This window comes from Mycolicibacterium doricum (assembly GCF_010728155.1).
Lineage (GTDB): Bacteria > Actinomycetota > Actinomycetes > Mycobacteriales > Mycobacteriaceae > Mycobacterium > Mycobacterium doricum.
This window is the reverse complement of sequence record NZ_AP022605.1, coordinates 40,932-66,133: the sequence shown is the minus strand read 5'-3', so window position 1 is coordinate 66,133 and position 25,202 is coordinate 40,932. Positions and strand designations below refer to the sequence as shown.

Genomic DNA, 25,202 nt, shown 5'->3' with positions numbered 1-25,202 from the left:
AAGCCTCGTACGATCAGTGACCGTCTGTTCTCCCGGAACTCCGTTTGGGTGCATCGGTGAATTCGCCCGGTGAATCGGCGTACAACTCGACGCGGACGGCTTCAAGAGCGCGCTGCAAGCCCGGGAGTCGACGGTCGCGCAGCGCGGCGGCGCGCGCGGTGGCGGCCGCGTGTTCCCGCAGTTCGGCCTCGACCTCGGCGATCCTGGCGGCCGCGGCGGCCGCGGCGGCCTCTTCTTCGGCAGCCAGCGCAGCGGTCACGGCCGCCTCGGCGGCCAGCACGCGGGTGGCGACCGCCTCCTCCGCCGCCGATCGCAGCGTCGCGGTGACCTCGACGACCCAGCGGTCGAGTATGCCGCGGTCATGCAGCAGAGCGCGGATGCCGACCACCCACAGCGCCACCGCCAGTCCGGCGGCGCCCCCGGCGAGCACACCGGCGACCGCAAGGCCGGGGTCGAGGCCGGTGAACAGCCGGCTCACCGCAAGCGCGACACCGAGACCGAAGCCGGCCCCGAGCAGCATCATCAGCCGCGTCTCGAGCCGCTGGGACCGCAGCGGAGGTCCGGCGAAGTCGGGGACCCTCACCGGCGGCGAAGACGGCAGCTCGGCGTCCAGGCGCAGGTCGGCCTGGACGGCGGCGAGGTGGGTGGTGACGCCTTCGTCGACCTCGGTCATCACCTGGGCGGCACGGCCCCGCACCGTCTGCTCGAAGGCGGCGAGCCGGCGTCGGCCTAATTCGGCGATGTCCTCCTGCAGTTCGCCACGCACCGACGCACACCTGTTGCGCGCGAAGTACGCCAGCTGCACGCGGGCTTGCTGGGTTTGAGAGCGCAAGGCGATCGCGCGCTGCGACTTCTCCAGCCGCCGTTCTCGCCGGATCTCCTCCCGCTGGGAACACAACAGCGACACCCGTGCCTGCCGATCGGCGCCGTCACCGTCTGCGCAACAGCGCGCGATCACCTTTTCGAGTTGACGTTCCGACGCGCGCAACCGGTTCCGCCGCATCACCTCCGGGTCGCCGACGGTGTCGTGCAGCAGGTCGGCCAGCTCGTCGACCGCTGGATCGCCTTCTTCGGGGGCCGCCGCCACACCGACCCATGGCAGTCCGGCGAAGCGCCGACGGCGCGCGCCGAGCAGTTCGCGGTCGGCGGCCATCACCTCGCGCCAGTCGAGATGGACGTCGACTTTGGTGACGACGCCGATGACGCAGTCGGTGTGATCGGCCGCCAGATCGAGCAGTTCGCAGTCGGAGTCGGCAAGCGGAGACACCGCCGAGACTGCGAACACCACGGCGGCGGGTGCGGTGCCGACGGGTAGTTCGTCTGCCTCGACGAACGACATCTCGGGCAGCCGGGCGCGCAGGACCGCGACCAGGCTGGTGACGCCGGCCAGCCATGGACCGGTGACGAGGACGGCATCGCTGCGGCGCACCCCCGGCGAGCTGAGCGCGGCCAGGGCGGCGGCCGCGACCGGGTCGGGGGCAGCGATCGGATCGGGGGCAGCAGTCACCGGCGACGCTCGAACAGTCGCAGCGAGCCGCGGGCGATGTCGGCGGCGCACGCGCGATGCAGCGGACTCACCGGCCCGCGGCCGTAGCCGCGCCACCGCACCGCTCGGCGCAGGTGAGCGGCGGCGTCGTCACCCGGGTCGACCTCCATGCCGGCGGACTGTACGACGTCGACGGCCGCGGTCATCACCGCGAGCACCGCGTCGTCGCCGGCCAGGAACTCGGCGAGCCGGTCGTTGCCGGCGGCCAGGCCCTGCAGTTCGGTGAGCGCGTCGCGCACCCGGCGGTACCGCACCGGCGCGGCCAGTGCGTCGATGCGGTCGAGCACCCGATGGATCGCACTCAGCTCGCGCAGCAGCGCAGGCAGGTCGAAGGGGTCGGCACCGTCGCGCAGCAGACGCACGCTGTGCGCGATGCCGCGCCGGTCGAGGGCGCGCAGCAGCCGCAGGCGCACGTCACCGGGCAGCGGGTGGGCGGTATCGAGGAAGGCGTCCACGGACCGAAGGTCGGCCGGGTGCGCCGCCAGCGTCCGCAGTGCCGTGAGCATCTCGTGGTCGAGGTCGACGGCGGCGAGGACCGCGACCGCAGGCTCCACGGGTACGTCGGCGACCCGGCACCGCAACGCATCGGCCGGTACTCGGCCGGCGAGGTCGGCCTTGTTGCGCACGACCACGACCGGCACCCCGGCGTCGCGCCACGCCGCCACCGAGGACCGGTCCTCCGGTTTCGCCGCCTCGGCGATGACCACCACCGCGACGTCCGGTAGCCCCCCGAGGTCGTCACCAGCGAGAGCCGTCCGGATTCCGGCACCGGCCAACGCGCGGCTCAGCGTGGTGCGGCCCACCCCGGCGCGACCGCTGACGGCCACCAGCAGCGGCACCGCCAGCCGGGCGGCGACCGCCGACACCGCGGGGTCCCCGCATCCCTGCGCGAACCGTGTCAGCACGTTATGGAAATCGGGGACGGTGATCGCTGCGCCCTCCCTCCGTCGACCCGTCACGGCTTGCGGGTCCCGGGGAAATCGTGGCATTTGTCGGGGCGCTTCACACACACATGTTTTGCGCATGTTTTGGCATACCAGCCGAAGGCAACTGTTGGGTATCAATGTGTACCACGATGCGGGTACACCGGCAGCGATGAGACACCATGGACGGATGCACGCGCCCGAGTCCCACCCCGCCGGCGGGCCGGCGCTCGACCCCGCCGGCGGGCCGGCGCTCGACCCCGCCGGCGGGCCGGCGCTGGACTTCCCCTCAGCGCCGCGGCACCGCCGGGTGACGAGTTTCCGGTCGCGGCGTTCGGCGCTGTCCGGTGGGCAGCAGGACACCTGGGATCGGCTCTGGCCGGAGCTGGGCACCGAGGCCCGCGACCGCGACGGGCGGCCGGCGGCTCCCCCGGACACCGCGGCGTGGTTCGGTCGCGCCGCACCCCTGGTCCTGGAGATCGGTTCGGGTACCGGCACGTCGACGCTGGCAATGGCGCAGGACGAACCGGGCATCGACGTCATCGCGGTCGAGGTCTATCGGCGGGGCCTCGCCCAGCTGCTGACCGGCATCGACCGGGCCGGCGTTCGCAACATCAGGATGGTCCGCGGTGACGGCGTCGACGTGCTCGAGTACATGATCGCCAGCAACTCTCTGACCGGTGTGCGGGTGTTCTTCCCGGATCCGTGGCCGAAAGCCCGCCACCACAAGCGCCGGCTGCTGCAGCCGGCGACCGTCGCGCTGATCGCCGACCGGTTACGACCCGGCGGCGTCCTGCACGCGGCCACCGACCACCAGGGTTACGCCGAACACATCGCGGACGTCGGCGACGCCGAACCGCTCCTGCGCAGGGTCAGGATGACCGACGAGCTGCCGATCTCGGTGCAGCGCCCGGCGACGAAATACGAACGCAAGGCCCTGGCGGGCCCCGACGTCACCGAACTGCTCTGGGAGAAAACGCCATGAGCGTCACCGAGGACCTTCCGCAGCTCGCGCCCCCGCCACCGCCTGCGGGTCCGCCCGCGGGAACGCAGCGGGTGCTGCTGGTGTGGGACGCCCCGAACCTCGATATGGGGCTCGGCTCGATCATCGGTGGGAGGCCCACCGCGGCGCATAGACCCCGCTTCGACGCGCTTGGCCGCTGGTTGCTCACCCGCACCGCCGACCTGTCCACCGGACGCGAAGACGTCACGCTCGAACCCGAGGCGACGGTGTTCACCAACATCGCGCCCGGCAGCGCCGACGTCGTCAGGCCGTGGGTGGAGGCACTGCGCAACGTCGGTTTCGCCGTCTTCGCCAAACCCAAGATCGACGAGGACAGCGACGTCGACAGCGACATGCTGGACCACATCGCGCTGCGCCGTCGCGAGGGGCTGGCTGCCGTGCTGGTGGCCTCGGCGGACGGTCAGGCGTTCCGGTTGCCGCTGGAAGAGATCGCCCGCCAGGGGATTCCCGTGCAGGTGCTCGGATTTCGCGAACACGCGAGCTGGGCGCTAGCGTCGGATACCTTGGAGTTCGTCGATCTGGAAGACATTCCTGGTGTTTTCCGAGAGCCGTTGCCGCGGATCGGCCTCGATTCGCTGCCTGAGCAGGGAGCATGGTTGCAGCCGTTCCGGCCGCTGTCCGCGCTGCTGACCTCGCGTGTGTGACAACTGTGGCCACAGCGCGGTCGACATGAATTGGTAAGGAGCTCGCGTGTTCGCCTGGTGGGGTCGAAACGTATACCGATATCGGTACATCGTGATCGGTGTCATGGTGGCGCTGTGCGTCGGCGGCGGCATCTACGGGATCAGTCTCGGTAACAACGTCACGCAGAGCGGCTTCTACGACGAGGGCAGCCAGTCGGTGCAGGCGTCGGTCACCGGTGACGAGGTCTACGGCCGCGACCGGACCAGCCACGTCGTCGCGATCCTGACCCCGCCCGACGGCGAGACGGTCGACAACCGCCAATGGCAGCGGGAGGTCGTCGGCGAGCTCGACGCCCTCGTCGAGGATCACCCGGAGCAGGTGGTGAGCTGGGTGGGGTGGCTGCGGGCCCCCGACACCGCCAACGAGACCGTACAGCAGATGAAGACGGCCGATCTGTCCAAGACGTTCGTCAGCATCCCGCTCAAGGGCGACACCGACGACGAGATCCTGAAGAACTACCAGGCCGTCGAACCGTACCTACAGCAGATCAACGACGGCAACATCCAGCTCGCCGGCCTCAACCCGCTGGCCAGCGAGCTCACCGGCAGCATCGGCGAGGACCAGAGGCGCGCCGAGGTCGCCGCCATCCCGCTGGTCTGTGTGGTGCTGTTCTTCGTCTTCGGCGGGGTGATCGCCGCGGCGCTGCCCGGGGTCATCGGCGGCCTCACCATCGCCGGAGCGCTGGGCATCATGCGCCTGCTCGCGGAGTTCATGCCCGTGCACTTCTTCGCCCAGCCGGTGGTGACGCTCATGGGCCTGGGCATCGCCGTGGACTACGGCTTGTTCATGGTCAGCCGGTTCCGCGAGGAACTCGCCGAGGGCTACGACACCGAAGCGGCCGTCCGCCGCACGGTCATGACCTCCGGCCGCACGATCATGTTCTCCGCGGTCATCCTGGTCGCCTCCTCCGTGCCGCTGTTGTTGTTCCCGCAGGGCTTCCTCAAGTCCATCACCTACGCGATCATCGCCTCGGTGATGCTGGCGGCGCTCCTGTCCATCACCGTCCTCGCCGCAGCCCTGGCGATCCTCGGACCCCGGGTCGATGCGCTGGGCGTCAAGGCACTGATCAAGTTCGCGCAACCTGATCCGGTCGCGTCCGACCCGTCGGTCCAGAAGACCAACACGCTGGCGGTCGCCTCCATACCGCTGGGGCTGCTCGTACCGCCGGTGGGCATCGCGCTCGGCCACATCGCCCGCAAGCGCATCAAACAGACGGGTGAGCAGGGCGCCAACCTGGCGCTGATCGGTCTGGTCCTCGGGTACACCGCGCTGTACGGCGCCATGGCCTACGGCATCATCGCGCTGGAGGGCAACGGGACCATCGGCAGCGGCGTCTACTGGATGTTGCTCGGGATCGTGGCGTTCCTCGTGATCGTCACCTTCGGCCTCGCGTTGGCCCGGTACGTGCCGCTGGCGCGTCGCCCCATCGTGTGGTGGCTGCACTGGTTGGCCGAGAAGACCCAGAAAACCAAGACCCGCGCCGAGGTCGAGCAGGGCTTCTGGGGCAAGTTGGTCACACACGTGATGAAACGCCCGGGCACGTTCGCGTTCCCGATCATCGTCGTGATGATCCTGCTGATCATCCCGCTGGGCCAGCTGTCGCTCGGCGGCATCAGCGAGAAGTACCTGCCGCCGGACAACTCGGTCCGGCTGGCTCAGGAGGACTTCGACCGCAGCTTCCCCGGATTCCGCACAGAACCGCTGACCCTGGTGCTCAAGAGCGACAACGACGAGCCGGTCACCGATCAGCAGGTTGCCGACATGCGCGCCAAGGCGATGACGATCGACGGCTTCATCGACCCCGACAACGACCCGTCGAAGATGTGGCAGGAGCGGTCGGTCCAGGAGGGCGGATCGAAGGATCCGTCGGTGCGGGTGATCCAGAACGGTCTGGAGAACCGCAACGACGCCGCGACCAAGATCGAACAGTTGCGAGCGTTGTCCCCACCGCGCGGAGTCTCCGTGTGGGTCGGCGGTACGCCGGCCCTGGAGCAGGACAGTATCCACAGCCTGTTCGACCGGCTGCCGTTGATGGTGACGATCTTGATCGTCACGACGACGATCCTGATGTTCCTGGCGTTCGGGTCGCTGGTACTGCCGATCAAGGCGGCGTTGATGAGCGCCCTGACGTTGGGGTCGACGATGGGCATCCTGACGTGGATGTTCGTCGACGGACACGGGTCCGGGCTGATGAACTACACGCCCCAGCCGCTGATGGCACCGATGATCGGGCTGATCATCGCGGTCATCTGGGGTCTGTCGACCGACTACGAGGTTTTCCTGGTCTCCCGCATGGTGGAGGCGCGCGCCCGCGGGCTGTCCACGGCCGAGGCCATCCGGGTGGGCACGGCCACCACGGGACGGCTGATCACCGGTGCTGCGCTGGTGCTGGCCGTCGTCGCCGGTGCGTTCGTGTTCTCCGATCTGGTGATGATGAAGTACCTCGCGTTCGGCCTGCTGCTCGCGCTGCTGCTGGACGCAACGATCATTCGGATGTTTCTGGTGCCGGCGATCATGAAGATGCTCGGCGACGACTGCTGGTGGGCACCGCGCTGGATGAAACGGATCCAGGAGCGCCTCGGCCTCGGCGAAGCGGAGCTGCCCGACGAGCGCAAACGGCCGTTGGTGCGCGATCCGGCAGACGACCAGGCGCTCGTCGGCGCCGGTGCTCCGGTGCCACCGCGGCCACGTCCGCCGCACGATCCGACGCACCCCGGCATCGAGGGCCGTGTCGGCCCCACCCGCATTCCTCCCGGTCCGCCGCGGCTGAACGGCCCCTCGGCGGCGGGCACCAGCAGGATCCCGACGAACCGGCCCAACCCGGGGCAGGAACCGCCGACCACGCGGCTGTCGATGGCGAAGAACGCGGTGCGCGGTGCGGCGGCGCAGCGGGCTAAGCAGCCGAGCGGCCCGGCGCCGAAGCGCGAGGAGCGCGAGATCGAGTCGTGGCTCGGTGAACTGCGCGGTGCTCCCGGCGGGGGCCAGCCGCCGCGGCCGACCAGGCCGACGCAGCCGTCGGCCGAATCGACGACGGCCATGCGGGCCGGCGCACCGAAGCCCGAGCCCGAGCCCCAGCCCCAGCCCGAGCCCGAAGGTAACGAGCCCACGACGGCCATCCCGGTGCAGCGTCCGGCTCAGCCGGAGGAGAATGACGCCACGACGAAGATCCCGACACCGCAGGATCCGGACTCGACCGAGAAACTCGACACCCTGGAGGAGCGCAAGCGTCGCGGCGGAGGCATGAGCGCCGCCGATCTGCTGCGCCGCGAAGGCCGGATGTAGGAGCGCACTCCGCCGCGGCGAGTTCGCCGCGCGGGGATGACTCGGCGAGCGTGGCGAAAGCCGTAGTCGCGGTCGTGGTCAGTCGGCCTTCGCCTCGACGTCGTCTGGCTCCGCTTGGATCCGCGGCCCGCCGTCGGCCTCCAGGCTTTCCACCTCGGCCTCCTGGTCGCGGGCCAGCAGCACCCGGACGGCGCTGTTGAGGAACGCCACCGCGGGCACCGCGAGCAGCGCGCCGACGACACCGGCGAGCACGGCACCGCCCGCGATGGCCAGCACCACGGCCAGCGGATGGATGGACACCGCGCGGCCCATCACCAGCGGCTGCAGCACGTGTCCCTCGAGTTGCTGGACCGCCAGAATCAGGGCGAGGGTGATCAGTGCGTACACCACGCCCTTGGTCAGCAGCGCGACGATGACCGCGAGGAAGCCGGTGACCACGGCGCCGACCAGCGGGACGAATGCACCGAGGAACACCAGCGACGCCAACGGCAAGGCCAGCGGCACACCCATGATCGCCAAACCCGTACCGATGCCCACCGCGTCGACGAGTGCGACGAGGAACGTGGCGCGCACGTATCCGATCAACGAGTGGAACCCGGCGCGGCCCGCCCCGCGGACCCGGTCGCGCACGTCCGGAGGGAAGATCTTCGTGACGAATCCGAAGATGTTGCGGCCGCCGTGCAGCAGGAAGATCAGCGTGAACAGGACCAGCAGCGCACCGGTGAGGATCTCGGTGATGGTGCCCGCCGTGGACAGTGCGCCGCTGGTCAGCCGCTCCTGGTTGCTCTGCACCGCCTCGATCGCCGCGTTGCCGGCGTTGTCGATCTGCTCCCGGCTCAGGTTGAGCGGACCCGCGACGAGCCAGCGCCGCAGCTCGTCGATGCTGCGGGTGACCTGTTCGCCCAGCGCGGGCATACCTTCGATGAACTGACTGACGACGAAGGTGAGGATGCCGCCGACCACCGCGATACCGCTGAGCAGTACCAACGCCACCGCGCCGCTGCGTGGCGCGCCGCGGCGGTCGAGGAAGTCGACGGCCGGCATCAGCATCGCCGCGAGCATGGTGGCCAGTGCCACCGGCACGACGATGATCTCCAGCTGCCTCACCACCCACAGCGCCGTGACGAGCGCGCCGAAGATGATCAGCAGGCGCCACGACCAGGCGGCCGCCTTGCGGACGAGCGGCGAAACCGACCGGTCCTCCAGGAACACACCGTCTGACATGCGACGAGCGTAGCCGCCGTCACAGCCCGCGCCCCGGTGACGGCGCGCCCGTGTGAGCGGGCGGATCGATGCATGCGCACCGTTACTCTGTAGGGCGTGTCCCACGACGCGACGGCGGACGACGCCAAGCGAGGACGGGCCGAACCCGACGGATCCACCCGCGGTAAGTACTGGTGGGTCCGCTGGGCGATGATCGCCACCGCGGTCGCCGTGCTCAGCGTCGAAGTGGTGCTGGTCTGGGATCAGCTGGCCAAGGCGTGGAACAGCCTCGTCTCCGCGAACTGGTGGTGGGTGCTCGCCGCGGTCGTCGCGTCGCTCGCCTCCATGCACAGCTTCGCCCAGATCCAGCGCACCCTGCTGCGCTCGGCAGGCGTGCAGCTGCGGCAGTGGCGCTCGGAGGCGGCGTACTACGCGGGCAATGCGCTGAGCACCACCATGCCCGGCGGTCCGGTGCTGTCCGCGACGTTCCTCTACCGGCAGCAGCGGCTGTGGGGGGCGAGCCCCGTGGTGGCCTCATGGCAGCTGGTGATGTCGGGCGTGCTGCAGGGCGTCGGCCTGGCGCTGCTGGGCCTCGGGGGCGCATTCATGCTGGGCGCCAGCGAGAATCCGCTGTCGTTGATCTTCACGCTCGGTGGCTTCGCGACGCTGCTGGTACTCGCTCAGGCCGTCGCGAGCCGTCCGGAACTGATCGACGGCATCGGCGCGCGGCTGCTGGCGCGGTTCAACTCGGTGCGCAACAAACCCGTCGACACCGGCTTGGCGAAGTGGCGGGAGCTGTTGGCTCAGCTGGAGTCGGTGCAGTTGGGCCGCCGGGATCTCGGCATGGCGTTCGGGTGGTCGCTGTTCAACTGGATTGCCGACGTCGCCTGCCTGGCGTTCGCGTGTTACGCCGCGGGCGGTCAGCCGTCGCTGGCCGGTCTGACCGTGGCCTACGCGGCTGCCCGCGCGGTCGGCACCATCCCGCTGATGCCCGGCGGGCTGCTGGTGGTGGAGGCGGTGCTGGTCCCCGGCCTGGTGTCGAGCGGGATGACGCTCGCCGCCGCCATCTCGGCCATGCTCATCTACCGGCTCGTCAGCTGGATCTTCCTCGCCGCCATCGGCTGGGTGGTGTTCTTCTTCATGTTCCGCGCCGAGAAGGACATCGACCCCGACGTGCCGATCAGGGATGGGCGCGGCGCACCTGAGCCGCCCGGTACCGGGCCATCGCGGACTAGGCCATCGCCGACCAGGCCATCGCGGACCAGGCCATCGCGGACCAGCTGTGCGGACCCGGAGTGAAAACGATGCCAACCCGACACTTCTGGAAGTGTTGAGCTATGCCGACCGTCGACCGCCGCACCACCGCACTCGCACTGTTGGCCGATCTCGTCTGCGTCGTGGCGTTCTGCACGATCGGGCGACGCAGCCACGCCGAGGGCTTGACGGTGGCCGGCATCGCCGAGACCTCATGGCCGTTCCTCGCCGGCACCGCCGTCGGATGGCTGGCCGGGCGTGCATGGCGGCGGCCGCTGTCGCTGGCCCCGACGGGGGTGCTGGTGTGGGTGTGCACGGTCGCGGTCGGCATGGCGCTGCGCAGGCTGAGCGGCCAGGGCGTCGCGGTCAGCTTCGTCGTCGTGGCGTCACTGGTCACCGCGCTGCTGCTACTCGGCTGGCGAGGCGCCGCACAGCTGTTTGGGCACAAGCGGGTTCAGCGCAGCTGAGGTTCACCCTCCCCGGGTGACGTGGACACGGTCAGGGTGGCGCGCAACCCGCCGAGCGGGCTGTCGGACAGCTCGATCGTGCCGCCGTGCAATTCGGCCTGCTGTGCGACGAGCGCGAGCCCCAGACCCGACCCGCCGGGGGCTGCGGTACTACCGCGGCGGAACCTGCCCAGCACCGTCTGGTGTTCCTCGTCGGGCAGGCCGCGTCCGTCGTCGTCGACGACGATGGTCAGCCACCCGTTGGATCGCCGCGCGGTGAGCAGCACACGCCCGGCACCGCCGTGGGTGATCGCGTTGCGCACCAGGTTGTCGACGGCCAGGCGCAGACCGTCCGGCCACCCCCGCACTGTGCCCAGATCCTCGGCGTCGACCACGATGTCGACGCGCGGGGCCGAGCGCATGTTCTCCCGCGCGACGCGGTCCAGGGTGTCGGTGACGTCGATCGGTTCGCGGTCGGCGGCCTGGGCCAGTTGACCGGACGCCAGTTGTCCGAGCGCGGTGATGATCGCCTCGACCCGTCGCTGTGCCCGGGACAGGTCGGCGACCACCTCGTCGCGTTCGTCGGCGGGCAGATCGTGAATCCGCAGGGTATCCAGGTCGGCGCGCATCGCGGTCAGCGGCGTGCGCAGTTCGTGGGCGGCGTTGGCGGCGAAGTCCTGCGCGGCCTGCAGCGAGTTGGTGGTGGCCTGCTGTGCCGCCGCCAGTCGGCGCAGCATCGCCGACATCGCCTCGGAGAGTTCCTCGGCCTCCCGGACACCGCGCACTTCGGGCATCTCGTCGGTGCCCTTCCCGAGCTTGGAGGTCTGCTCGGTGAGCTTGCGCAACGGACGGATCGCAGGCCCGGCGAGCACCCAGCCCAGGCCACCGGCGATCAGCACGGTCACAGCGCCGACCAGCACGTACTGCGGGATGCGGCCGCGGCTGAGCAGGATGCTGTCGGCGCGGATGCCGATAGACACCAGCACCCCGGCCTCCTGGTCGACGACGAGGGTGCGCACCCGGTAGTCCACGCCGTTGACCTCGACGGTCTCGGTGCCGGGCGGTAGTGGCGGCAACTGAAACCCGCGCTGGAACACCACCTGCCCGGTGGAGCGGTCACGCCCCGTGGTGAGCACTCCGCGTCGGGGGTCCTGCAGCTGCTCCGGGTACATGCTGGCATCGACGATCGAATCGAGCCGGCGGTCGAGTTGAGCGGCGTCGTTGTTGGCCAGGACAACCGAGGTGAGGATCGTGAAGGCCGCTACGACGGCCGACGCCGCGGCTGCGGACGCCACGGCGACCCGGGTGCGCAGCGACGCCGAGCGGAAGACACGGGGCAGCCACACGACGTCAGGGCTCGTCCCGCAGCACGTATCCGATCCCGCGGACGGTGTGGATCACCCGTGGCAGACCATCGCGCTCCAGCTTGCGCCGAAGGTAAGAGATGAACACGTCGGCGACGTTGGTGTCGACGTCGAAGTCGTAACCCCAGACCAGTTCGAGCAGCCGCTGGCGCGAGAGCACCACACCGTTGTTCTCGGCGAGTACGGCGAGCAGGTCGAACTCGCGTTTGGTCAGGTCGACCCGCTCCCCGTCGACGAACACCAGGCGGCGCGCGGTGTCGATGGCCAGCGGCCCGATCGTCATGGTGTCCGACGGGCGGTCGGAGTGGTGAGCCCGACGCAGCAGCGCATGCAGCCGGGCCACCAACTCGCCGAGATCGAACGGTTTGGTGAGGTAGTCGTCGGCACCCGCCTCGAGCCCGGCGATGCGGTCGTTGACGGTGTCGCGCGCCGAGAGGACACAGATGGGGATGTCGTTACCGAGAGCACGCAGCGCGGTCACCACGGCGACACCGTCAAGCTCCGGCATCTGCACGTCGAGCACCAGGGCGTCGTGCGATTCGGCCGACAGCAGCCGCAGCGCTTCCTTACCGTTCGCGGCGACGCGTACGTCGAACCCCGAATGCCGCAGCCCGCGCGCGACGGACGTGCGGACATCGGGGTCGTCGTCGACCATCAGCACCGTACGACCGGGGGTGTCGTGCGCGGTGTGTTCGGGCTGCTCGGTGTGTTCGGGCTGCTCCCCGGATCCGGCCCGCACGCCGACTACGGGTTGTCGATGTCGTCTTCAGGCGGCGTCGCCGTGCCGCACCGGTTCTTCAGGTCCACCAGGGGCTGACGGATGCCGGTCAGCTCGGCCTTCACCTGTGGGTTGGCGTTGAGGTACTGCTCGACCTGGGGCCGGATCTGATCCCGCGGCTGGCCCTCGAGGCTGGTGAAGAAGTCGTTCACCGGCGGGTGGGTGAACAGGTACGCCGACGTGGACGCGGAAACTCCGGCGGCGACACCGGCCAGGTCGGCGGCGGTGCAGTTCGGCGGCCGCGGCGGCGGAGGCGCCGGCTGGGCCATCGCGGGGACCGCGCCGAACAACATCGCGGGGACCGCGCCGAACAACATCGCACCGGCAATCGCGCCGACGCCGGCCGCACCAGCTACCGCACGTCGTGCGGTACGGGCAGGAAGCAACATGGACATGCTCCTTCATCTATCTGAGAGCCGGAACCACGATGGTTGGCGGCACAGCACAGCTAATCAGAATCCGGGCCGAGTTTCCTGCCTACCCACAAAGAGCAGGAAAAAAGTCCGATTCGGCCGGGCGCGCGATCAGCGGTGGGTCCTTGCGGCGGCCGGCGATCCCGACACCGGTGACACCGCGGCCGGCGCCGCGCCGCTCTGCTGCGCGGCCGGCGCCGCGCCGCTCTGCTGCGCGGCCTGCGTCAGGCCGAGCACCTGCGGGATGGTGACCGGCAGCTTGCACCGCCCGGACAGGTTCGTCAGCGGCTGCTGCAGCTTCTGCAGGTCCGAACCGACCTTAGGGTTGGCATCGAGAAACACCTTGAGTGAGACGAGCGACGCCGGACCGGGCTGCTGCTGGGCGATGGTGGTCAGCGCCTGATCGGTCTCCGGATTGGCGGCAAGATAGTTGGAGGTGTTGGTGGCCACAGCCGCGACGGTCTTCGCCACCTGGCTGGCCGCACACGGATCCGGCGCCGCGGTCGCCGGTGTCGCGGGCATGGTCAACGCGGCGGTCGCGACACCGCCGGCGACGGTGACGGCGCATGCGGTGAAGACGCTTCGGCGCAGGGCGATCGATCGCATGGCACTCCTGAGAAGATTCCGACGTCGCTGTAGGTGGTCCGACGCTTCGGACAGTCGTCGGCCATCGTGCCATCCGCGTGACGGCACCCGCCAATCCGACCAGCCGCCCGAGCGGCCCGTGTAACACCGGGAAGGTGCGGCGCGAGATCGGTATCAGAGCAGGTCGAAGGCTTTGGTCACAGCTTGCTCGCAGCTGGGCTGAGGGCCGGTAGCCTACCGCACGCTGCGGTACGCTCTCGCTCAGCAGGCCGCGAACGCCGGGAAGATATTCGGGAGACACCATCCAGCAGTTCATGATGCGCTTGAGCGGCACCCTGCGCAGATTCCGCTGGGCGGTCTTCGGCGCCTGGGTGCTCCTGCTGGTGCCCTCGATCTACCTCGCGCTGAACCACTCGTCGAACCTGACCGGTGGTGGTTTCGAGGTCGAGGGGTCGCAGTCGCTGCACGTGCAGTACCAAATCGAGGACCACTTCCCTGACCAGGGCGCATCACCGCTGGCACTGGTGGCCGCACCGCGCGCCGACGCCTCGTACGACGACATGAACGCCGCCGTTGCGCACCTCGAACAGATCGCCACCGAAGTGCCCAGCGTCAAGATCTCCCCCACTCCCCAGCAACCGGCGCCGCAGCCCGACCGGCCGTACGTGATCACCCTGTCGCTGGACTTCGACAACACGGGCGCCACCGACGTCGCCAAAGACCTGCGCACTCGGGTCGGCATCGACGGCGAAGACCCGGGTGAGTTCCGCGACGGCAAGATCAAGATGTACGTGATCGGCCAGGGCGCGCTCGGCGCGGCGGCCTCAGAGGCGATCAAGACCGACATCGCCCAGGCCGAACAGTGGAACCTGCCGATCGTGCTGATCGTCCTGCTCGCCGTGTTCGGGTCGTTCGCGGCTGCGGCGATGCCGCTGCTGCTCGGCGTATGCACGGTGGCCGTGACGATGGGACTGGTCTACCTGCTGTCGACGATCACCACGATGTCGGTGTTCGTCGCCTCGACGGTGTCGATGTTCGGGATCGCACTGGCCGTCGACTACTCGTTGTTCATCTTGATGCGGTTCCGAGAGGAACTGCGCGCAGGCCGCGACGCCCAGCAGGCCGCAGATGCGGCGATGGCTACCTCGGGGTTGGCGGTGCTGCTGTCGGGTGTGACCGTGATCGCCTCGGTCACGGGCATCTACCTGATCAACACCCCCGTGCTGACGTCGATGGCGACCGGCGCGATCCTCGCGGTCGCGGTCGCGGTGCTCACCTCAACGACCCTGACCCCCGCGGTGCTGGCGACGTTCGGGCGGGCCGCCGCCAAACGCTCGTCGTACCTGCACTTCTCGCGTCGCCCCGACACCACCCAGTCCCGGTTCTGGACGCGCTGGACCGGGTCGGTGATGCGCAGGCCGTGGGTGGCGGCGGCGACGACGACGGTGGTCCTGCTGTGCATGGCCGCGCCGGCGTTCGCGATGGAGCTCGGCAACAGCATGCAGCGCCAGTTCGAGCCCACCCACGAGGTGCGCGGCGGCGTCAACGCCGCGGCGGAGGCGCTGGGCCCCGGTGCCCTCGGCCCGGTCCGGGTGTTGGTGACTTTCCCCGACGGCCCGGCCGAATCCGGCGCTGCATCGGCCGCGGCCAGAGAGCCCACGCTGGAGGCGGTGCGGGCCAGGATGTCCGAGGCACCCAACGTCGCCACGGTCTCGCCCGCCGGGTTCGGGGACGACTACCGCAGCGCGCTGCTGTCGGCAGTGCTGACCGTCGACCCCGAGGACGAGGGTGCCCGCGAGACCGTCGACTGGATGCGGGCCAACCTGCCGGCGACCGCCGGGCCGAACGTCTCGGTCGACGTCGGTGGGCCGACCGCGCTGATCAAGGACTTCGACGACCGGGTGTCGGCGACGCAGCCGCTGGTGTTCGGGTTCGTCGCGCTCATCGCGTTCCTGATGTTGCTGGTCTCGATCCGGTCGGTGGTCCTCGCCCTCAAGGGTGTGCTGATGACCGTGCTGTCGGTCGCCGCCGCCTACGGCAGCCTCGTTGCCGTGTTCCAGTGGGGATGGCTCGAAGCACTGGGCTTCGAACCCATCCCGTCGCTGGACAGCACGATCCCGCCGCTGGTGCTGGCGATGACGTTCGGCCTGTCGATGGACTATGAGATCTTCCTGCTGACCCGTATCCGGGAACGCTTCCTACAGACCGGCAACACCCGCGACGCGGTGGCCTACGGCGTGAGCACCAGCGCCCGCACCATCACCAGCGCCGCACTGATCATGATCGCGGTGTTCATCGGCTTCGCGTTCGCGGGGATGCCGCTGGTCGCCCAGCTCGGCGTGGCGTGCGCGGTGGCGATCGCCGTCGACGCCACGATCGTGCGGCTGGTTCTGGTGCCTGCGCTGATGGTGATGTTCGACCAGTGGAACTGGTGGCTGCCCAAGTGGCTGGACCGGCTGCTGCCGTCGGTGGATTTCGAGAAGCCGCTGCCCAAGGTGCAGATCGACGACCTGGTCGTCATTCCCGACGACCTCTCGGCGCTCGGACCGTCCGGCGCCGACCTGCGAGGCATGGTGAAATCGGCTGCGCGGATGAAGAATCTGGCGCCGAAGACCGTCACCGTGGCCGACCCGCTGGCCTTCAGCGGCTGCCAGCCGATCAAAGAGCCGATGGTGGCCCGCAACGGCGGGGACCAGACAGTCCGGTTGCGCACTCCCGGGCGCCGCAGCCGGAACGGCCACGCCGACGGTGTGATCGACACCAGCAGGGGCTCGACGGTGCGCTCGATGTTGCCGGTGCATCCGGTCACGCTGTGGCGCGGCCGGCTCTCGGTGGCGCTCGACGCGCTGGAGACCGAGGCCGAGACCGAGCAGGCTCCGGTGGAGCGGCAGAGCCCGGTGGAGACCACCAACGTCCAGTTGCCGACCGGTGACCGGCTGCAGATCCCGACGGGCGCGGAGACCCTGCGCTTGAAGAGCTACCTCATCATGTGCCGCAACAGCAGTCGCGACTACGCGGAGTTCGCCGATCTGGTGGAGTCGATGGAAACTCAAACGGCCGCAATAGTGCTGTCCGGGATGGACCGGTATTACTGTGGGCAGCAGCCGGAAAAGCAATGGGTGGCCACCCAGTTGGTGCGCCGCCTGGCCGATCCGCGGCCGTCCGATGAGCACGACGCCGCGATCTGGGACGCGGACGCGGAGTCCGACTGGGCACTGGTCAGGCAGCGATGCCTGTCGGTGGCCGTGGCGATGCTCGAGGAGGCGAGGTGACGTTGGCGAGCGACGCGCGGGGGACCCGTCGCGACGCTGCTTCCGCCGAGACCCGTCCGCTGACGGCGGCGTCCCGGCGGGCGTCGATCGACGACCGGCCCGTGGAGTTCTGGTCGACCGCGGCTATCCGCGACGCCCTCGAAACCGACGACCTCACGGTCTGGCAGCGCATCGTCACCGCGATCAAGCGGGACCCCTACGGCCGCACGGCACGCCAGGTCGAGGAGGTCCTCGCCAAGGCGAAGCCCTACGGAGTGTCCAAGGCGCTGGCGGAGGTGCTGGCGCAGACCCGAGACCAGCTGGCGGCCGCCGAGCGCACCGAAGTCGGCCACCACGTGCAACTGCTGCTCAACCGGTCCGGGCTGGGCGCCCCGGAGTTCGCATCGCGCATCGGTGTCGCCGTCGACGAATTCCAGAGCTACATCGACGGTGAGGTCAGCCCGTCGGCGTCGTTGATGATCCGGATGGGCCGGCTGTCGGAGCGCTTTGCCAAGATCCGCGCGCAACGCGCCGACAACCGCCGCTGACACACTGCGTCGGTGCGGCGACAACCGGGAATGCTCGAGGCATGACCGAGACCGCTGAGTGGACCGAACCGGAGCACGACGATTTGCGGCGCATCATGCGCGCGACCCGCACGGTCGCGGTGGTGGGCGCCTCCGCGAACCCGATGCGCCCGAGCTACGGGGTGTGGGACTACCTGCGCTCGGCCAGCCACTACCAGCTCTACCTGGTGAACCCGACGGTCAGCGAGATCGCCGGCACCCCGGTGTATCCGTCGCTGGCCGAGCTGCCCGTCGTCCCCGACATGGTGGACGTGTTCCGGCGCCAGAGCGAGTTGCCGTCAGTGCTGCGCGACGCCATCGCGGTCGGGGCGAAGACGCTGTGGCTGCAGCAGGGACTGTGGGACGAGCAGATCGCGCGTGACGGCGTCGCGGCCGGCCTGCAGGTGGTGATGGACCGCTGCCTGAAGGTGGACTACGCCCGGCTCCGGTAGCGATTTCGGGTCATCGGGCGTGGATCGGGGTGACGGCGTCGACCATCCAGCGCCCGTCGGTCTTCGCCAGCGTGACCCGCAGCGCGAGCACCGCATGGTCGACCGGCTGGCCCGGAAAGCTCTGCGTGGCGCGCAGCACCACCGCCACGCTGGCGGCCTGGGGCCCGATCGCTTCCACACCGGCCGACACCGTGCCGGCCTGTGCGGAGACGTTCTTGTTCGTCAACTCCTCGGCCGCCCCGGCGAACTCGTCCTTGAACGCCTGGACGCGCTCGGGCACCATCTGCGCCGCGGCGCGGTCGATGGAGGCGGTGGGGCTCTGCGGCGAGAACGTCGCCGTCGCCTCCGAGACGCTGCTGGCGATGCGCACCACCTCGGCGCTGTCCGCGGTGAACGCCCGGTCGGGCACCGTCCAACGCTGGTACCCCGCGACGACGGCGGCGACCACCGCCACCGTCACCAGACCCATCACCGCCAACCGCAGCCCGGGCCCGTCGTCGTCGGTGCCGACGGTGACGCCGTCGCGCCGCATCAGCACGACGTTGACGATCACACCCTGCACGATCAGCAGACACAGCACCGAACAGACCGACACCCACCACAGCGGCCAGCCGAGCGCGAGCCCGATGTACAGCAGGCCGGCGATCGCCGCGACGGGGGCCAGGACGTCGAAGACCAGCACGCGCAGCCGGTTCCTCATCGGATCCGCTCCAACCGGGAGATCATCAGTTTCCCGTCGACGTCGGAGACGCCGAGGCGAAGCGTCCAGCGCACCGTCTGCGGCTCCTCGTTGCCGACGTTCTCGCTGATCGACGTGGCGACCACCAGCACGGTGTCGGTGCGGGAGGCGAATGCGGACAGCTGCGGATCCGGTGGCGGCGCGAGCACCGGCCCACCGTCGGGGCCGGCCCGCGGCTGGTGCAGCGATTCGATGGACACCGAGTCGACCTGACCGGTCGTGCGGGTCTGCAGCCGCTGCACGAGCTGGCGGTACGGCTCGACGGCGGCGTCGAAATCGGCGTTGAGCTCACCGATCGTGTTCTCGTGCAACCGCTGCATGCTGGCGTCGACGGTGTCCTTGTTCATGTTGACCAGCACGCTGGTCCAGTCGGCGGCAGCCTGCAGCACACGGGTCTGGTAGGCCCGCTCCGCGGCGTCCTCGCGGTGCGCCGACCAGATCATGGCGGCCAGCGCGACGGCGGCCACCGTGAGGGCGGCGAGTATGGCCGAGGCGATACCGAATCCCGTGAACACCCGGTCGTGGTTGGATTCGGCTCCATCGGCACGCTCGTCGGTGAGCTCGTCGGCCATGGCCGTGAGGGTACCGGTGCGCGTCTGGCAGCATGTTGGGGTGACGGTAGAAGCAATCACATCGGGCATCGACCTCAGTTACCTCGACACCGCAGCCCGCCCGCAGGACGACCTGTTCGGGTATGTCAACGGCCGCTGGCTGACCGAGTACGAGATCCCGGCCGACCGAGCCGCCGACGGCGCCTTCCGCGCCCTCTACGACCGCGCCGAAGAGCAGATCCGCGACCTGATCACCGAGGCGGCCGAATCGAACGCCGAAGAGGGCACCGACGAGCAGCGCATCGGCGACCTGTACGCCAGCTTCCTCGACGAGGCGACGGTCGCGCGGATCGGACTCCGGCCGCTGCTCGACGAACTCGCGCGCGTCGACGCCGCCGACAGTCCCGACGCCCTCGCGGCCGTCCTCGGCGGCCTTCAGCGCACCGGCGTCGGCGGTGGCGCGGGCGTGTACGTGGACACCGACTCCAAGAACTCGACCCGCTACCTGCTGCACTTCAGCCAGTCCGGCATCGGGCTGCCCGACGAGTCGTACTTCCGCGACGAGCAGCACGCCGAGGTCCTCGCCGCCTACCCCAAGCACATCGCGGCGATGTTCACACTGGTGTACGGGGGCGACCACACGCAGACGGCCGAGCGGGTCGTCGCGCTGGAGAGCAAGCTCGCCGCCGCGCACTGGGACGTGGTGAAACGCCGTGACGCCGACCTGACGTACAACTTGCGCACGTTCGCCGACCTGTCCGCCGAATCGCCCGGCTTCGACTGGGCCGGGTGGGTCGCGGCGCTCGGCACGACGCCGGAGGCGGTGGCCGAGGTCGTGGTGCGCCAGCCCGACTACCTCACCGAGTTCGCGGCTGCCTGGTCGAGTGAACCGCTGGAGGATTGGAAGGACTGGCTGCGGTGGCGGGTGATCCACGCCCGCGCATTCCTGCTGACCGACGAACTGGTCAGGGAGGACTTCGCGTTCTACGGCCGCCTCCTGTCGGGCACCGAGCAGATCCGCGACCGCTGGAAGCGCGCGGTCTCGGTGGTGGAGAACCTGATGGGTGAGGCGCTCGGCAAACTTTACGTGCAGCGGCACTTCCCGCCGAATGCCAAGGCGCGCATAGACGAATTGGTCGCCAACCTGCGCGAGGCCTACCGGGTGAGCATCGAAGGGCTGGAGTGGATGACACCGGAGACCCGCGAGAAGGCGCTGGCCAAGCTGGACAAGTTCACCCCGAAGATCGGCTATCCGACGCGCTGGAAGGACTACTCGCAGCTGGTCATCCGCCGCGACGACCTCTACGGCAACTACCTGAGCGGCTATCGGTTGGCTTCGGACCGGGAGGTGCAGAAGCTCGGTGGTCCGGTGGACCGCGACGAATGGTTCATGACCCCTCAGACGGTCAACGCGTACTACAACCCGGGGATGAACGAGATCGTTTTCCCCGCGGCGATTCTGCAGCCGCCGTTCTTCGACGCCGACGCCGACGACGCCGCCAACTACGGGGGGATCGGCGCCGTCATCGGCCACGAGATCGGCCACGGTTTCGACGATCAGGGCGCCAAGTACGACGGGGACGGCAATCTGGTCGACTGGTGGACCGACGCCGACCGCACCGAGTTCGGCGCCCGCACCAAGGCGCTGATCGAACAGTACGAGCAGTACACGCCGCGCGAACTCAGCGGCCACCACGACGCGCACGTCAATGGGGCGTTCACGGTCGGCGAGAACATCGGCGACCTTGGCGGCCTGTCGATCGCGCTGTTGGCCTACGAACTGTCACTGAAGGGCCGGCCCGCACCGGTGATCGACGGGCTGACCGGCGTGCAGCGGGTGTTCTTCGGCTGGGCGCAGGTGTGGCGTACGAAATACCGCGCAGCAGAGGCGATTCGGCGGTTGGCCACCGATCCGCACTCACCACCGGAGTTCCGCTGCAACGGCGTCGTCCGCAACATCGACGCGTTCTACGAGGCGTTCGGGGTCGGCGCGGACGATGCGCTGTACCTGGAACCCGAGCGGCGTGTCCGCATCTGGAACTAGCGATTGCGAAACGGCCGCAACGTCAGCACGTAGCCGGCCAGCAGCGCGACCGGCGCCGCCAGCGGCAACCACGGGATGTCGGTCGGCAGCGCAACCACCGCCGTCGCGGTGATGGCGAACGCGACCGCCGCGACCATGGTCGGCGGGGTGGCGCGGCCGTCGTTGTGCCGCAGCACGAGATAGGCGGCCGCGGCCAAACCTGCCAGCGCGGTCGGCATCGGCGCACTGCGGGCGAGCACGACGGCCGCGACCGTGAGCAGCACAGCGATGACCGCCGCGGTCGGCCACCGCACCGACACCGCCACCGCCACCAGCGCCGCCGCCGCGGCCACGATCGCGGGTCCGTCGGCGCGATAGGCCACCGCCCCCACCATCACCACCCCGAACACCAGGGGCACCACCCCGAACACCAGGGGCGAAAACGTCTTCACCGTCGCGCCCTGGAGGATCGGGTGCGGGTCAGCGCCATCACCTGGTCCAGCGTGGCATCGGCGGGCCACGACACCACGTCCACGCGAATCGTCCCCATGTCGCGGTACATGAACGAGCGCTGCAACGCCCACATCCGGTCGATCAGCGGATCGTGCTCGCCGTCGAGGGGACTGCCGTCGAGGACGTCGACGGCGATCACGGTGTGCCCTCTTTTGCGGAGGTCGATCAGTGCGAGCGCGAACTCGGTCTCCAGCATCGTGGAGAACGCCACGACGATCGCCCCCGGCGGGACCGCCGCCTGCGGCGCGAGAGTGCCTGCGGTGACCGCGGTGTCCCCGGCCACCAGCAGGACGTCGAGGATGCGGTAGAACTGCCGCTGGCCGATGTCGGCGGCCAGCCATCGGGTCCGCCGACTGCCGAGGGTGACCAGTCCGGCGCGGTCGCCGTAGCGCAGCGCGCTCTGCACCACCTGAACCGCACCGCGGGCGATCCGCTCGGTCGCCGCGGTGGCCGGTCCGGGCGGCTGCGCGTAGGTGTCGGCGAGGACCACGACGTCGGCGGACCGGTCGGTCAACCGCTGCGTGACGTGCAGGCTGCGGCGCCGGGCGCTGACCGGCCAGTTCACCGTGCGCAACTGGTCTCCGGGCACGTATCCGCGGATGTCGGCGTATTCGACCCCGGGACCGAGGTGGCGGGTGAGGTGGGTGCCCAGCCGGTCGAGCAGGTCGGTGCGCGGGACGGTGACCGAGTGCGGTGGGGCGAGCGGGAACACGCACACGTGCGCGGCGTCGAGGGATCCCCTTCCCTCGAGCAGTCCGCCCCGGCCGGTCACGCGCACATGTGCGCGCACCGGATAGCGGCCCCACCGCGCAGCCGTCAGCGCCACCGTCAAACCGGTGCCGTCCGCCGTGGTGGCGAGGTCCGCCCCGTCGAGGGTGGACGGTGTCAGCGTGACGTCGCTGCCGTCGTCGGCCACAGCCCAGATCTGCACGGTGGACGGTTCGGACTCGAAGCACCGCTGCAGCGGTGAACTGCTGCCCACCCGGACGCCCGGCGGACGGGGTTGCCAGCCGACCGAACACAGCACGCCGAGCAGCGGGGCGGCGAACGCCACCAGCTCCCACCGCATGGTGAACAGCGCCGACGCCAGTCCGACCGCCGCGCACGTCGCCAGCGCCCGCGTCAACGACGATGCACGCCAGCGCAATTGCACCTCGCCGCTCACGGGGTGTTCCCGGTGCGCGGCACCGGCAGGCGGCGCAGGAGTTCGTCGATCACGTCGGCGCCCTGCACCCGCCGGACCCACATCTCCGGGCGCAGGCTGATCCGGTGTGCCAGTGCCGGGACGGCCAGCGACTTGACGTCCTCGGGGATCACGAAATCGCGTCCGGCCAGCAAGGCGCGGGCGCGGGCGAGCTGGACGAGGTCGAGTTCGGCGCGCGGACTCACCCCGACCGCGATCTGTGGGTGCTGCCGCGACGCCGTCGCCAGCGACACCACGTACTGGAGGACGTCCTGGTGAACCGTCACCTGTTCCACCGACTCCTGCATGGCCAGCAACTCGTCACCGTCGACCACGCGCTGCACCGTCGGCTCAGCCGAACCGCGGTCCAGCCGGCGCCGCAACATCGTCACCTCGTCGGGTCCGGACAGGTAGCGCAGTTCGAGGCGGACGGCGAAGCGGTCCAGTTGCGCCTCCGGAAGCGGGTAGGTCCCCTCGTATTCGATCGGATTGTCGGTGGCCAGCACCAGGAACGGTGCGGGCAGCGGATGGGTGATGCCGTCGATACTGACCTGCCGTTCGGCCATCGCCTCCAGCAGGGCGGCCTGGGTCTTCGGCGGTGTGCGGTTGATCTCGTCGGCGAGCAGTAGGTTGGTGAAGACCGGACCCTTGCGGAACTCGAAACGTCCCGAATGCATGTCGTAGATGGTCGAGCCGAGCAGATCGGCGGGCAGCAGGTCGGGGGTGAACTGCACCCGGGTGAACTGCAGGCCGAGTGCGGCGGCGAAGGACCTGGCGATCAGGGTCTTACCCAGCCCCGGCAGGTCCTCGATGAGGATGTGGCCGCGGGCCAGCACGGCGGTCAGGATCAGCGCGAGCGCGCGGCGCTTACCGACGACCACTGAGCCGATCGAGTCGAGGACCGATTCGCAGTGGGCCGTGGTCGTCGCCACCGGCATGTTCATGATCCTCCGTCACACCCGTTGCAGCCGTCGCAAGATCTCGTCGAGCGTCTCGCGGCCGGGCCCGGGTTCGTGCACCCCGGTGCGGGACACGTTCTCCGGATCCACCCACTGCCACAGCTGGGCCCCGAACAGCAGCTGACCCGTCGCGTGAAACGCCCCGGGGTCCCGCGCTTTGCGTTGACCGGTTGCCAGTTCGAACTGGCGTGCCAGCATCGGGCGCAGCCGTCGGTCCCAGTCCGCGCGGCTGGCCTCCGACCAGCTGACCATGGTCTCGGTCCGGTCCACCCACCGGCGCAGTGCCGCGGCTCGTTCGTCGGACTCGCTGGCGGGCGGGACCGGCGCGCGCTCCCCCGCCAGTGCGAATCGCGCGGCGATCAGCGCACCGGCCAGCACGACGCCGGAGACGGTCAGCACGTCGTCGCGGTCGAGCCGGGCGACGGAATAGATCTCCACGGCGACGAGCAGGACCAGCGCGGCGGCGACGGCGCGGGTCACGCCGCGTCCTGCAGTTCGCGCAGCACCAGACGCAACACCCGGACCGCGGCATCGCGGTGGTCCTCCCCCATCACGTGGGTGCTGAACCGGGCTTCCTCGAAGAGGTCGACGAGTTCGGCCGCGCTCTCGCCGTGCAGCAGGCGCCGGTCGACGGCGCGGGCCAACACCTCCGTCGGGGTGTCGGAGTCCTGGGGCATGGCGCCGGGCGACTTGCCGAGTTCGCGCTCCATCGCTGCGTAGCAGGCGATGATCGCCTCTCGTGGTTCTCGACTGAGATCGCCAATCTCGATCAGCCCGCGTTCGGCCGCCCGCGCCAACGACTCGGCCCTGCTCACCGGCGCCGCACCGTTGTCGTCGACCGCGGTGGTGACGGCCGCCGCAGGACGGCGCCGCGCCCTGCGGCCCGCCATCGCTCCGACCACCGACAGCACCACGAACAGCCCTGCTGCAGCGGCGAAGTAGCCCAGCACGGCGGTGGGGCCCGCCGGCTCGGCAGGCGGCGGCTGCTCGGCGTCGGCTCCGGCCGAAAAGCCCGGATCCGAGTCCGGTTCCGGTGCGGCCGGTTGGTCGACGGCCACGTCCAGCCAGCCGCTGATCCGCATCAACGTCAGCACCACCAGCAGCCACAGCAGCAGGGCGCCGACCAGCACGAGCGCCATCCGCCGCGTGAACTGCCCGCCCTCGCCGGCGCGGCGTCGGGCCAGATCCCCTGCAGCGCTCGGACGGCCGACCGGCTGGCGTGCCTTGCTGATCACCGAGACCGCGACGACCGCCGTCGCCATACCCAGCATGATCAGGACGGCGATCAGCGGTCCGGGACCGCCCTCGGTGGGTTCGTCAGCGTCGCGTTCCGCCCCGGGGAGATGCCCACGCAGTGCCACACCGGCGAGCAGCACCAGCACCATCACGGTGACCGCGCGTGCTGTCGCCTTGTCGGCACCCGGCATCGGCTAACCCTCGGCAGCTCACCGGCCGCCGGTGTG

At 69.9% G+C, this 25,202-nt stretch carries 23 protein-coding genes; 9 read left to right on the top strand and 14 right to left on the bottom strand.

The genetic code is table 11. From position 1 onward, the window contains the following. Positions 1 to 13 precede the first annotated feature (13 nt). Both G6N07_RS00300 and G6N07_RS00295 read right to left on the bottom strand, forming a co-directional pair. A complete protein-coding gene (locus G6N07_RS00300; RefSeq protein ID WP_085192686.1) occupies positions 14 to 1,507 on the bottom strand; it encodes a hypothetical protein in 1,494 nt (497 codons plus the stop codon). Then, the gene (locus G6N07_RS00295; RefSeq protein ID WP_085192685.1) at positions 1,504 to 2,535 is read right to left on the bottom strand and encodes a hypothetical protein; all 1,032 of its coding nucleotides are present in this window, start codon (positions 2,533 to 2,535) and stop codon (positions 1,504 to 1,506) included. Before G6N07_RS00295 ends, G6N07_RS00300 begins: the two co-directional genes overlap by 4 nt. A 106-nt stretch (positions 2,536 to 2,641) precedes the next feature. On the opposite strand from G6N07_RS00295, the gene trmB reads away from it, so the two are divergent. From trmB to G6N07_RS00280, 3 genes are read left to right on the top strand one after another with little or no spacing between them, the layout of a single operon-like run. After that, the gene (gene trmB, locus G6N07_RS00290) at positions 2,642 to 3,454 is read left to right on the top strand and encodes a tRNA (guanosine(46)-N7)-methyltransferase TrmB (protein ID WP_085192684.1); all 813 of its coding nucleotides are present in this window, start codon (positions 2,642 to 2,644) and stop codon (positions 3,452 to 3,454) included. Next, positions 3,451 to 4,137: an NYN domain-containing protein gene (locus tag G6N07_RS00285; RefSeq protein ID WP_085192683.1), complete on the top strand. Its 687-nt coding sequence runs from the start codon at positions 3,451 to 3,453 to the stop codon at positions 4,135 to 4,137. Before trmB ends, G6N07_RS00285 begins: the two co-directional genes overlap by 4 nt. A 46-nt stretch (positions 4,138 to 4,183) precedes the next feature. Continuing rightward, positions 4,184 to 7,459 (top strand): MMPL family transporter, encoded by a 3,276-nt coding sequence (locus G6N07_RS00280; protein WP_085192682.1) that lies wholly within the window; start codon positions 4,184 to 4,186, stop codon positions 7,457 to 7,459. A gap of 78 nt (positions 7,460 to 7,537) precedes the next feature. Here the strand turns inward: G6N07_RS00280 and G6N07_RS00275 are convergent, their stop codons facing one another. After that, positions 7,538 to 8,683, bottom strand: a complete 1,146-nt coding sequence (locus tag G6N07_RS00275; protein WP_085192681.1) for an AI-2E family transporter — start codon at positions 8,681 to 8,683, stop codon at positions 7,538 to 7,540. Between the two features lie 96 nt (positions 8,684 to 8,779). Between G6N07_RS00275 and G6N07_RS00270 the strand changes: the two genes are divergently transcribed. Continuing rightward, on the top strand, positions 8,780 to 9,961 hold the full coding sequence (locus tag G6N07_RS00270; RefSeq protein ID WP_085192680.1) for a lysylphosphatidylglycerol synthase transmembrane domain-containing protein: 1,182 nt from the start codon (positions 8,780 to 8,782) through the stop codon (positions 9,959 to 9,961). Between the two features lie 38 nt (positions 9,962 to 9,999). Continuing rightward, positions 10,000 to 10,383: a DUF3054 domain-containing protein gene (locus G6N07_RS00265; RefSeq protein WP_085192679.1), complete on the top strand. Its 384-nt coding sequence runs from the start codon at positions 10,000 to 10,002 to the stop codon at positions 10,381 to 10,383. Here G6N07_RS00265 and G6N07_RS00260 read toward each other — a convergent pair. The 4 genes from G6N07_RS00260 to G6N07_RS00245 form a co-directional block, all read right to left on the bottom strand. Beyond that, on the bottom strand, positions 10,371 to 11,708 hold the full coding sequence (locus tag G6N07_RS00260) for a sensor histidine kinase (protein WP_085192678.1): 1,338 nt from the start codon (positions 11,706 to 11,708) through the stop codon (positions 10,371 to 10,373). The two genes, G6N07_RS00265 and G6N07_RS00260, sit on opposite strands and share 13 nt — an antisense overlap. Before the next feature lie 4 nt (positions 11,709 to 11,712). Further along, positions 11,713 to 12,381 (bottom strand): response regulator transcription factor, encoded by a 669-nt coding sequence (locus G6N07_RS00255; protein WP_179960009.1) that lies wholly within the window; start codon positions 12,379 to 12,381, stop codon positions 11,713 to 11,715. An 89-nt stretch (positions 12,382 to 12,470) separates the two neighbouring features. Then, positions 12,471 to 12,893 carry a heme-binding protein gene (locus G6N07_RS00250; RefSeq protein ID WP_085192730.1) on the bottom strand — a complete coding sequence of 141 codons (423 nt, stop codon included), beginning with the start codon at positions 12,891 to 12,893 and terminating at the stop codon, positions 12,471 to 12,473. A gap of 135 nt (positions 12,894 to 13,028) precedes the next feature. After that, complete coding sequence (locus G6N07_RS00245) at positions 13,029 to 13,523, bottom strand: hemophore (RefSeq protein ID WP_085192676.1); 495 nt, start codon at positions 13,521 to 13,523, stop codon at positions 13,029 to 13,031. A 293-nt stretch (positions 13,524 to 13,816) separates the two neighbouring features. On the opposite strand from G6N07_RS00245, the gene G6N07_RS00240 reads away from it, so the two are divergent. Genes G6N07_RS00240 through G6N07_RS00230 form a run of 3 tightly spaced genes read left to right on the top strand, consistent with a single transcriptional unit; the run spans position 13,817 to position 17,771 of the window. After that, complete coding sequence (locus tag G6N07_RS00240; protein ID WP_085192675.1) at positions 13,817 to 16,774, top strand: MMPL family transporter; 2,958 nt, start codon at positions 13,817 to 13,819, stop codon at positions 16,772 to 16,774. Next, positions 16,771 to 17,301 (top strand): transcriptional regulator, encoded by a 531-nt coding sequence (locus G6N07_RS00235; protein ID WP_085192674.1) that lies wholly within the window; start codon positions 16,771 to 16,773, stop codon positions 17,299 to 17,301. The genes G6N07_RS00240 and G6N07_RS00235 overlap by 4 nt, the downstream gene beginning before the upstream one ends. Positions 17,302 to 17,342: 41 nt before the next feature. Beyond that, the gene (locus G6N07_RS00230; protein ID WP_085192673.1) at positions 17,343 to 17,771 is read left to right on the top strand and encodes a CoA-binding protein; all 429 of its coding nucleotides are present in this window, start codon (positions 17,343 to 17,345) and stop codon (positions 17,769 to 17,771) included. 10 nt (positions 17,772 to 17,781) lie between these two features. Here G6N07_RS00230 and G6N07_RS00225 read toward each other — a convergent pair whose 3' ends face one another. Both G6N07_RS00225 and G6N07_RS00220 read right to left on the bottom strand, forming a co-directional pair. Further along, a complete protein-coding gene (locus G6N07_RS00225; RefSeq protein ID WP_085192672.1) occupies positions 17,782 to 18,471 on the bottom strand; it encodes a hypothetical protein in 690 nt (229 codons plus the stop codon). Continuing rightward, positions 18,468 to 19,082, bottom strand: coding sequence for an Rv1363c family protein (locus G6N07_RS00220; RefSeq protein WP_085192671.1), 615 nt, complete (start codon positions 19,080 to 19,082; stop codon positions 18,468 to 18,470). The genes G6N07_RS00225 and G6N07_RS00220 overlap by 4 nt, the downstream gene beginning before the upstream one ends. Before the next feature lie 40 nt (positions 19,083 to 19,122). Between G6N07_RS00220 and G6N07_RS00215 the strand changes: the two genes are divergently transcribed. Further along, positions 19,123 to 21,105 carry a M13 family metallopeptidase gene (locus G6N07_RS00215; RefSeq protein ID WP_085192729.1) on the top strand — a complete coding sequence of 661 codons (1,983 nt, stop codon included), beginning with the start codon at positions 19,123 to 19,125 and terminating at the stop codon, positions 21,103 to 21,105. Here the strand turns inward: G6N07_RS00215 and G6N07_RS00210 are convergent. The 5 genes from G6N07_RS00210 to G6N07_RS00190 are packed head-to-tail and all read right to left on the bottom strand — an operon-like array spanning position 21,102 to position 25,166. Further along, complete coding sequence (locus G6N07_RS00210; RefSeq protein ID WP_085192728.1) at positions 21,102 to 21,479, bottom strand: hypothetical protein; 378 nt, start codon at positions 21,477 to 21,479, stop codon at positions 21,102 to 21,104. The genes G6N07_RS00215 and G6N07_RS00210 overlap by 4 nt on opposite strands. Positions 21,480 to 21,532: 53 nt before the next feature. After that, entirely contained in the window at positions 21,533 to 22,762 is a 1,230-nt protein-coding gene (locus G6N07_RS00205) for a DUF58 domain-containing protein (protein ID WP_085192670.1), read from the bottom strand. Then, the gene (locus tag G6N07_RS00200) at positions 22,759 to 23,724 is read right to left on the bottom strand and encodes an AAA family ATPase (RefSeq protein WP_085192669.1); all 966 of its coding nucleotides are present in this window, start codon (positions 23,722 to 23,724) and stop codon (positions 22,759 to 22,761) included. The genes G6N07_RS00205 and G6N07_RS00200 overlap by 4 nt, the downstream gene beginning before the upstream one ends. Positions 23,725 to 23,733: 9 nt before the next feature. Continuing rightward, positions 23,734 to 24,219: a hypothetical protein gene (locus G6N07_RS00195; RefSeq protein WP_085192668.1), complete on the bottom strand. Its 486-nt coding sequence runs from the start codon at positions 24,217 to 24,219 to the stop codon at positions 23,734 to 23,736. Next, on the bottom strand, positions 24,216 to 25,166 hold the full coding sequence (locus G6N07_RS00190; RefSeq protein WP_085192667.1) for a DUF4129 domain-containing protein: 951 nt from the start codon (positions 25,164 to 25,166) through the stop codon (positions 24,216 to 24,218). Before G6N07_RS00190 ends, G6N07_RS00195 begins: the two co-directional genes overlap by 4 nt. Positions 25,167 to 25,202: the final 36 nt, after the last annotated feature.

Excerpts from the sequence above, each read along its gene's own strand:
- G6N07_RS00245 (WP_085192676.1), bottom strand. The coding sequence starts at position 13,523 with ATGCGATCGATCGCCCTGCGCCGAAGCGTCTTCACCGCATGCGCCGTC.
- trmB (WP_085192684.1), top strand. The coding sequence starts at position 2,642 with ATGAGACACCATGGACGGATGCACGCGCCCGAGTCCCACCCCGCCGGC.
- G6N07_RS00285 (WP_085192683.1), top strand. The coding sequence starts at position 3,451 with ATGAGCGTCACCGAGGACCTTCCGCAGCTCGCGCCCCCGCCACCGCCT.
- G6N07_RS00275 (WP_085192681.1), bottom strand. The coding sequence starts at position 8,683 with ATGTCAGACGGTGTGTTCCTGGAGGACCGGTCGGTTTCGCCGCTCGTC.
- G6N07_RS00265 (WP_085192679.1), top strand. The coding sequence starts at position 10,000 with ATGCCGACCGTCGACCGCCGCACCACCGCACTCGCACTGTTGGCCGAT.
- G6N07_RS00210 (WP_085192728.1), bottom strand. The coding sequence starts at position 21,479 with ATGGTGGGGGCGGTGGCCTATCGCGCCGACGGACCCGCGATCGTGGCC.
- G6N07_RS00240 (WP_085192675.1), top strand. The coding sequence starts at position 13,817 with ATGATGCGCTTGAGCGGCACCCTGCGCAGATTCCGCTGGGCGGTCTTC.
- G6N07_RS00190 (WP_085192667.1), bottom strand. The coding sequence starts at position 25,166 with ATGCCGGGTGCCGACAAGGCGACAGCACGCGCGGTCACCGTGATGGTG.
- G6N07_RS00225 (WP_085192672.1), bottom strand. The coding sequence starts at position 18,471 with ATGAGGAACCGGCTGCGCGTGCTGGTCTTCGACGTCCTGGCCCCCGTC.
- G6N07_RS00230 (WP_085192673.1), top strand. The coding sequence starts at position 17,343 with ATGACCGAGACCGCTGAGTGGACCGAACCGGAGCACGACGATTTGCGG.
- G6N07_RS00295 (WP_085192685.1), bottom strand. The coding sequence starts at position 2,535 with ATGCCACGATTTCCCCGGGACCCGCAAGCCGTGACGGGTCGACGGAGG.
- G6N07_RS00200 (WP_085192669.1), bottom strand. The coding sequence starts at position 23,724 with ATGAACATGCCGGTGGCGACGACCACGGCCCACTGCGAATCGGTCCTC.
- G6N07_RS00255 (WP_179960009.1), bottom strand. The coding sequence starts at position 12,381 with ATGGTCGACGACGACCCCGATGTCCGCACGTCCGTCGCGCGCGGGCTG.
- G6N07_RS00220 (WP_085192671.1), bottom strand. The coding sequence starts at position 19,082 with ATGGCCGACGAGCTCACCGACGAGCGTGCCGATGGAGCCGAATCCAAC.
- G6N07_RS00250 (WP_085192730.1), bottom strand. The coding sequence starts at position 12,893 with ATGTTGCTTCCTGCCCGTACCGCACGACGTGCGGTAGCTGGTGCGGCC.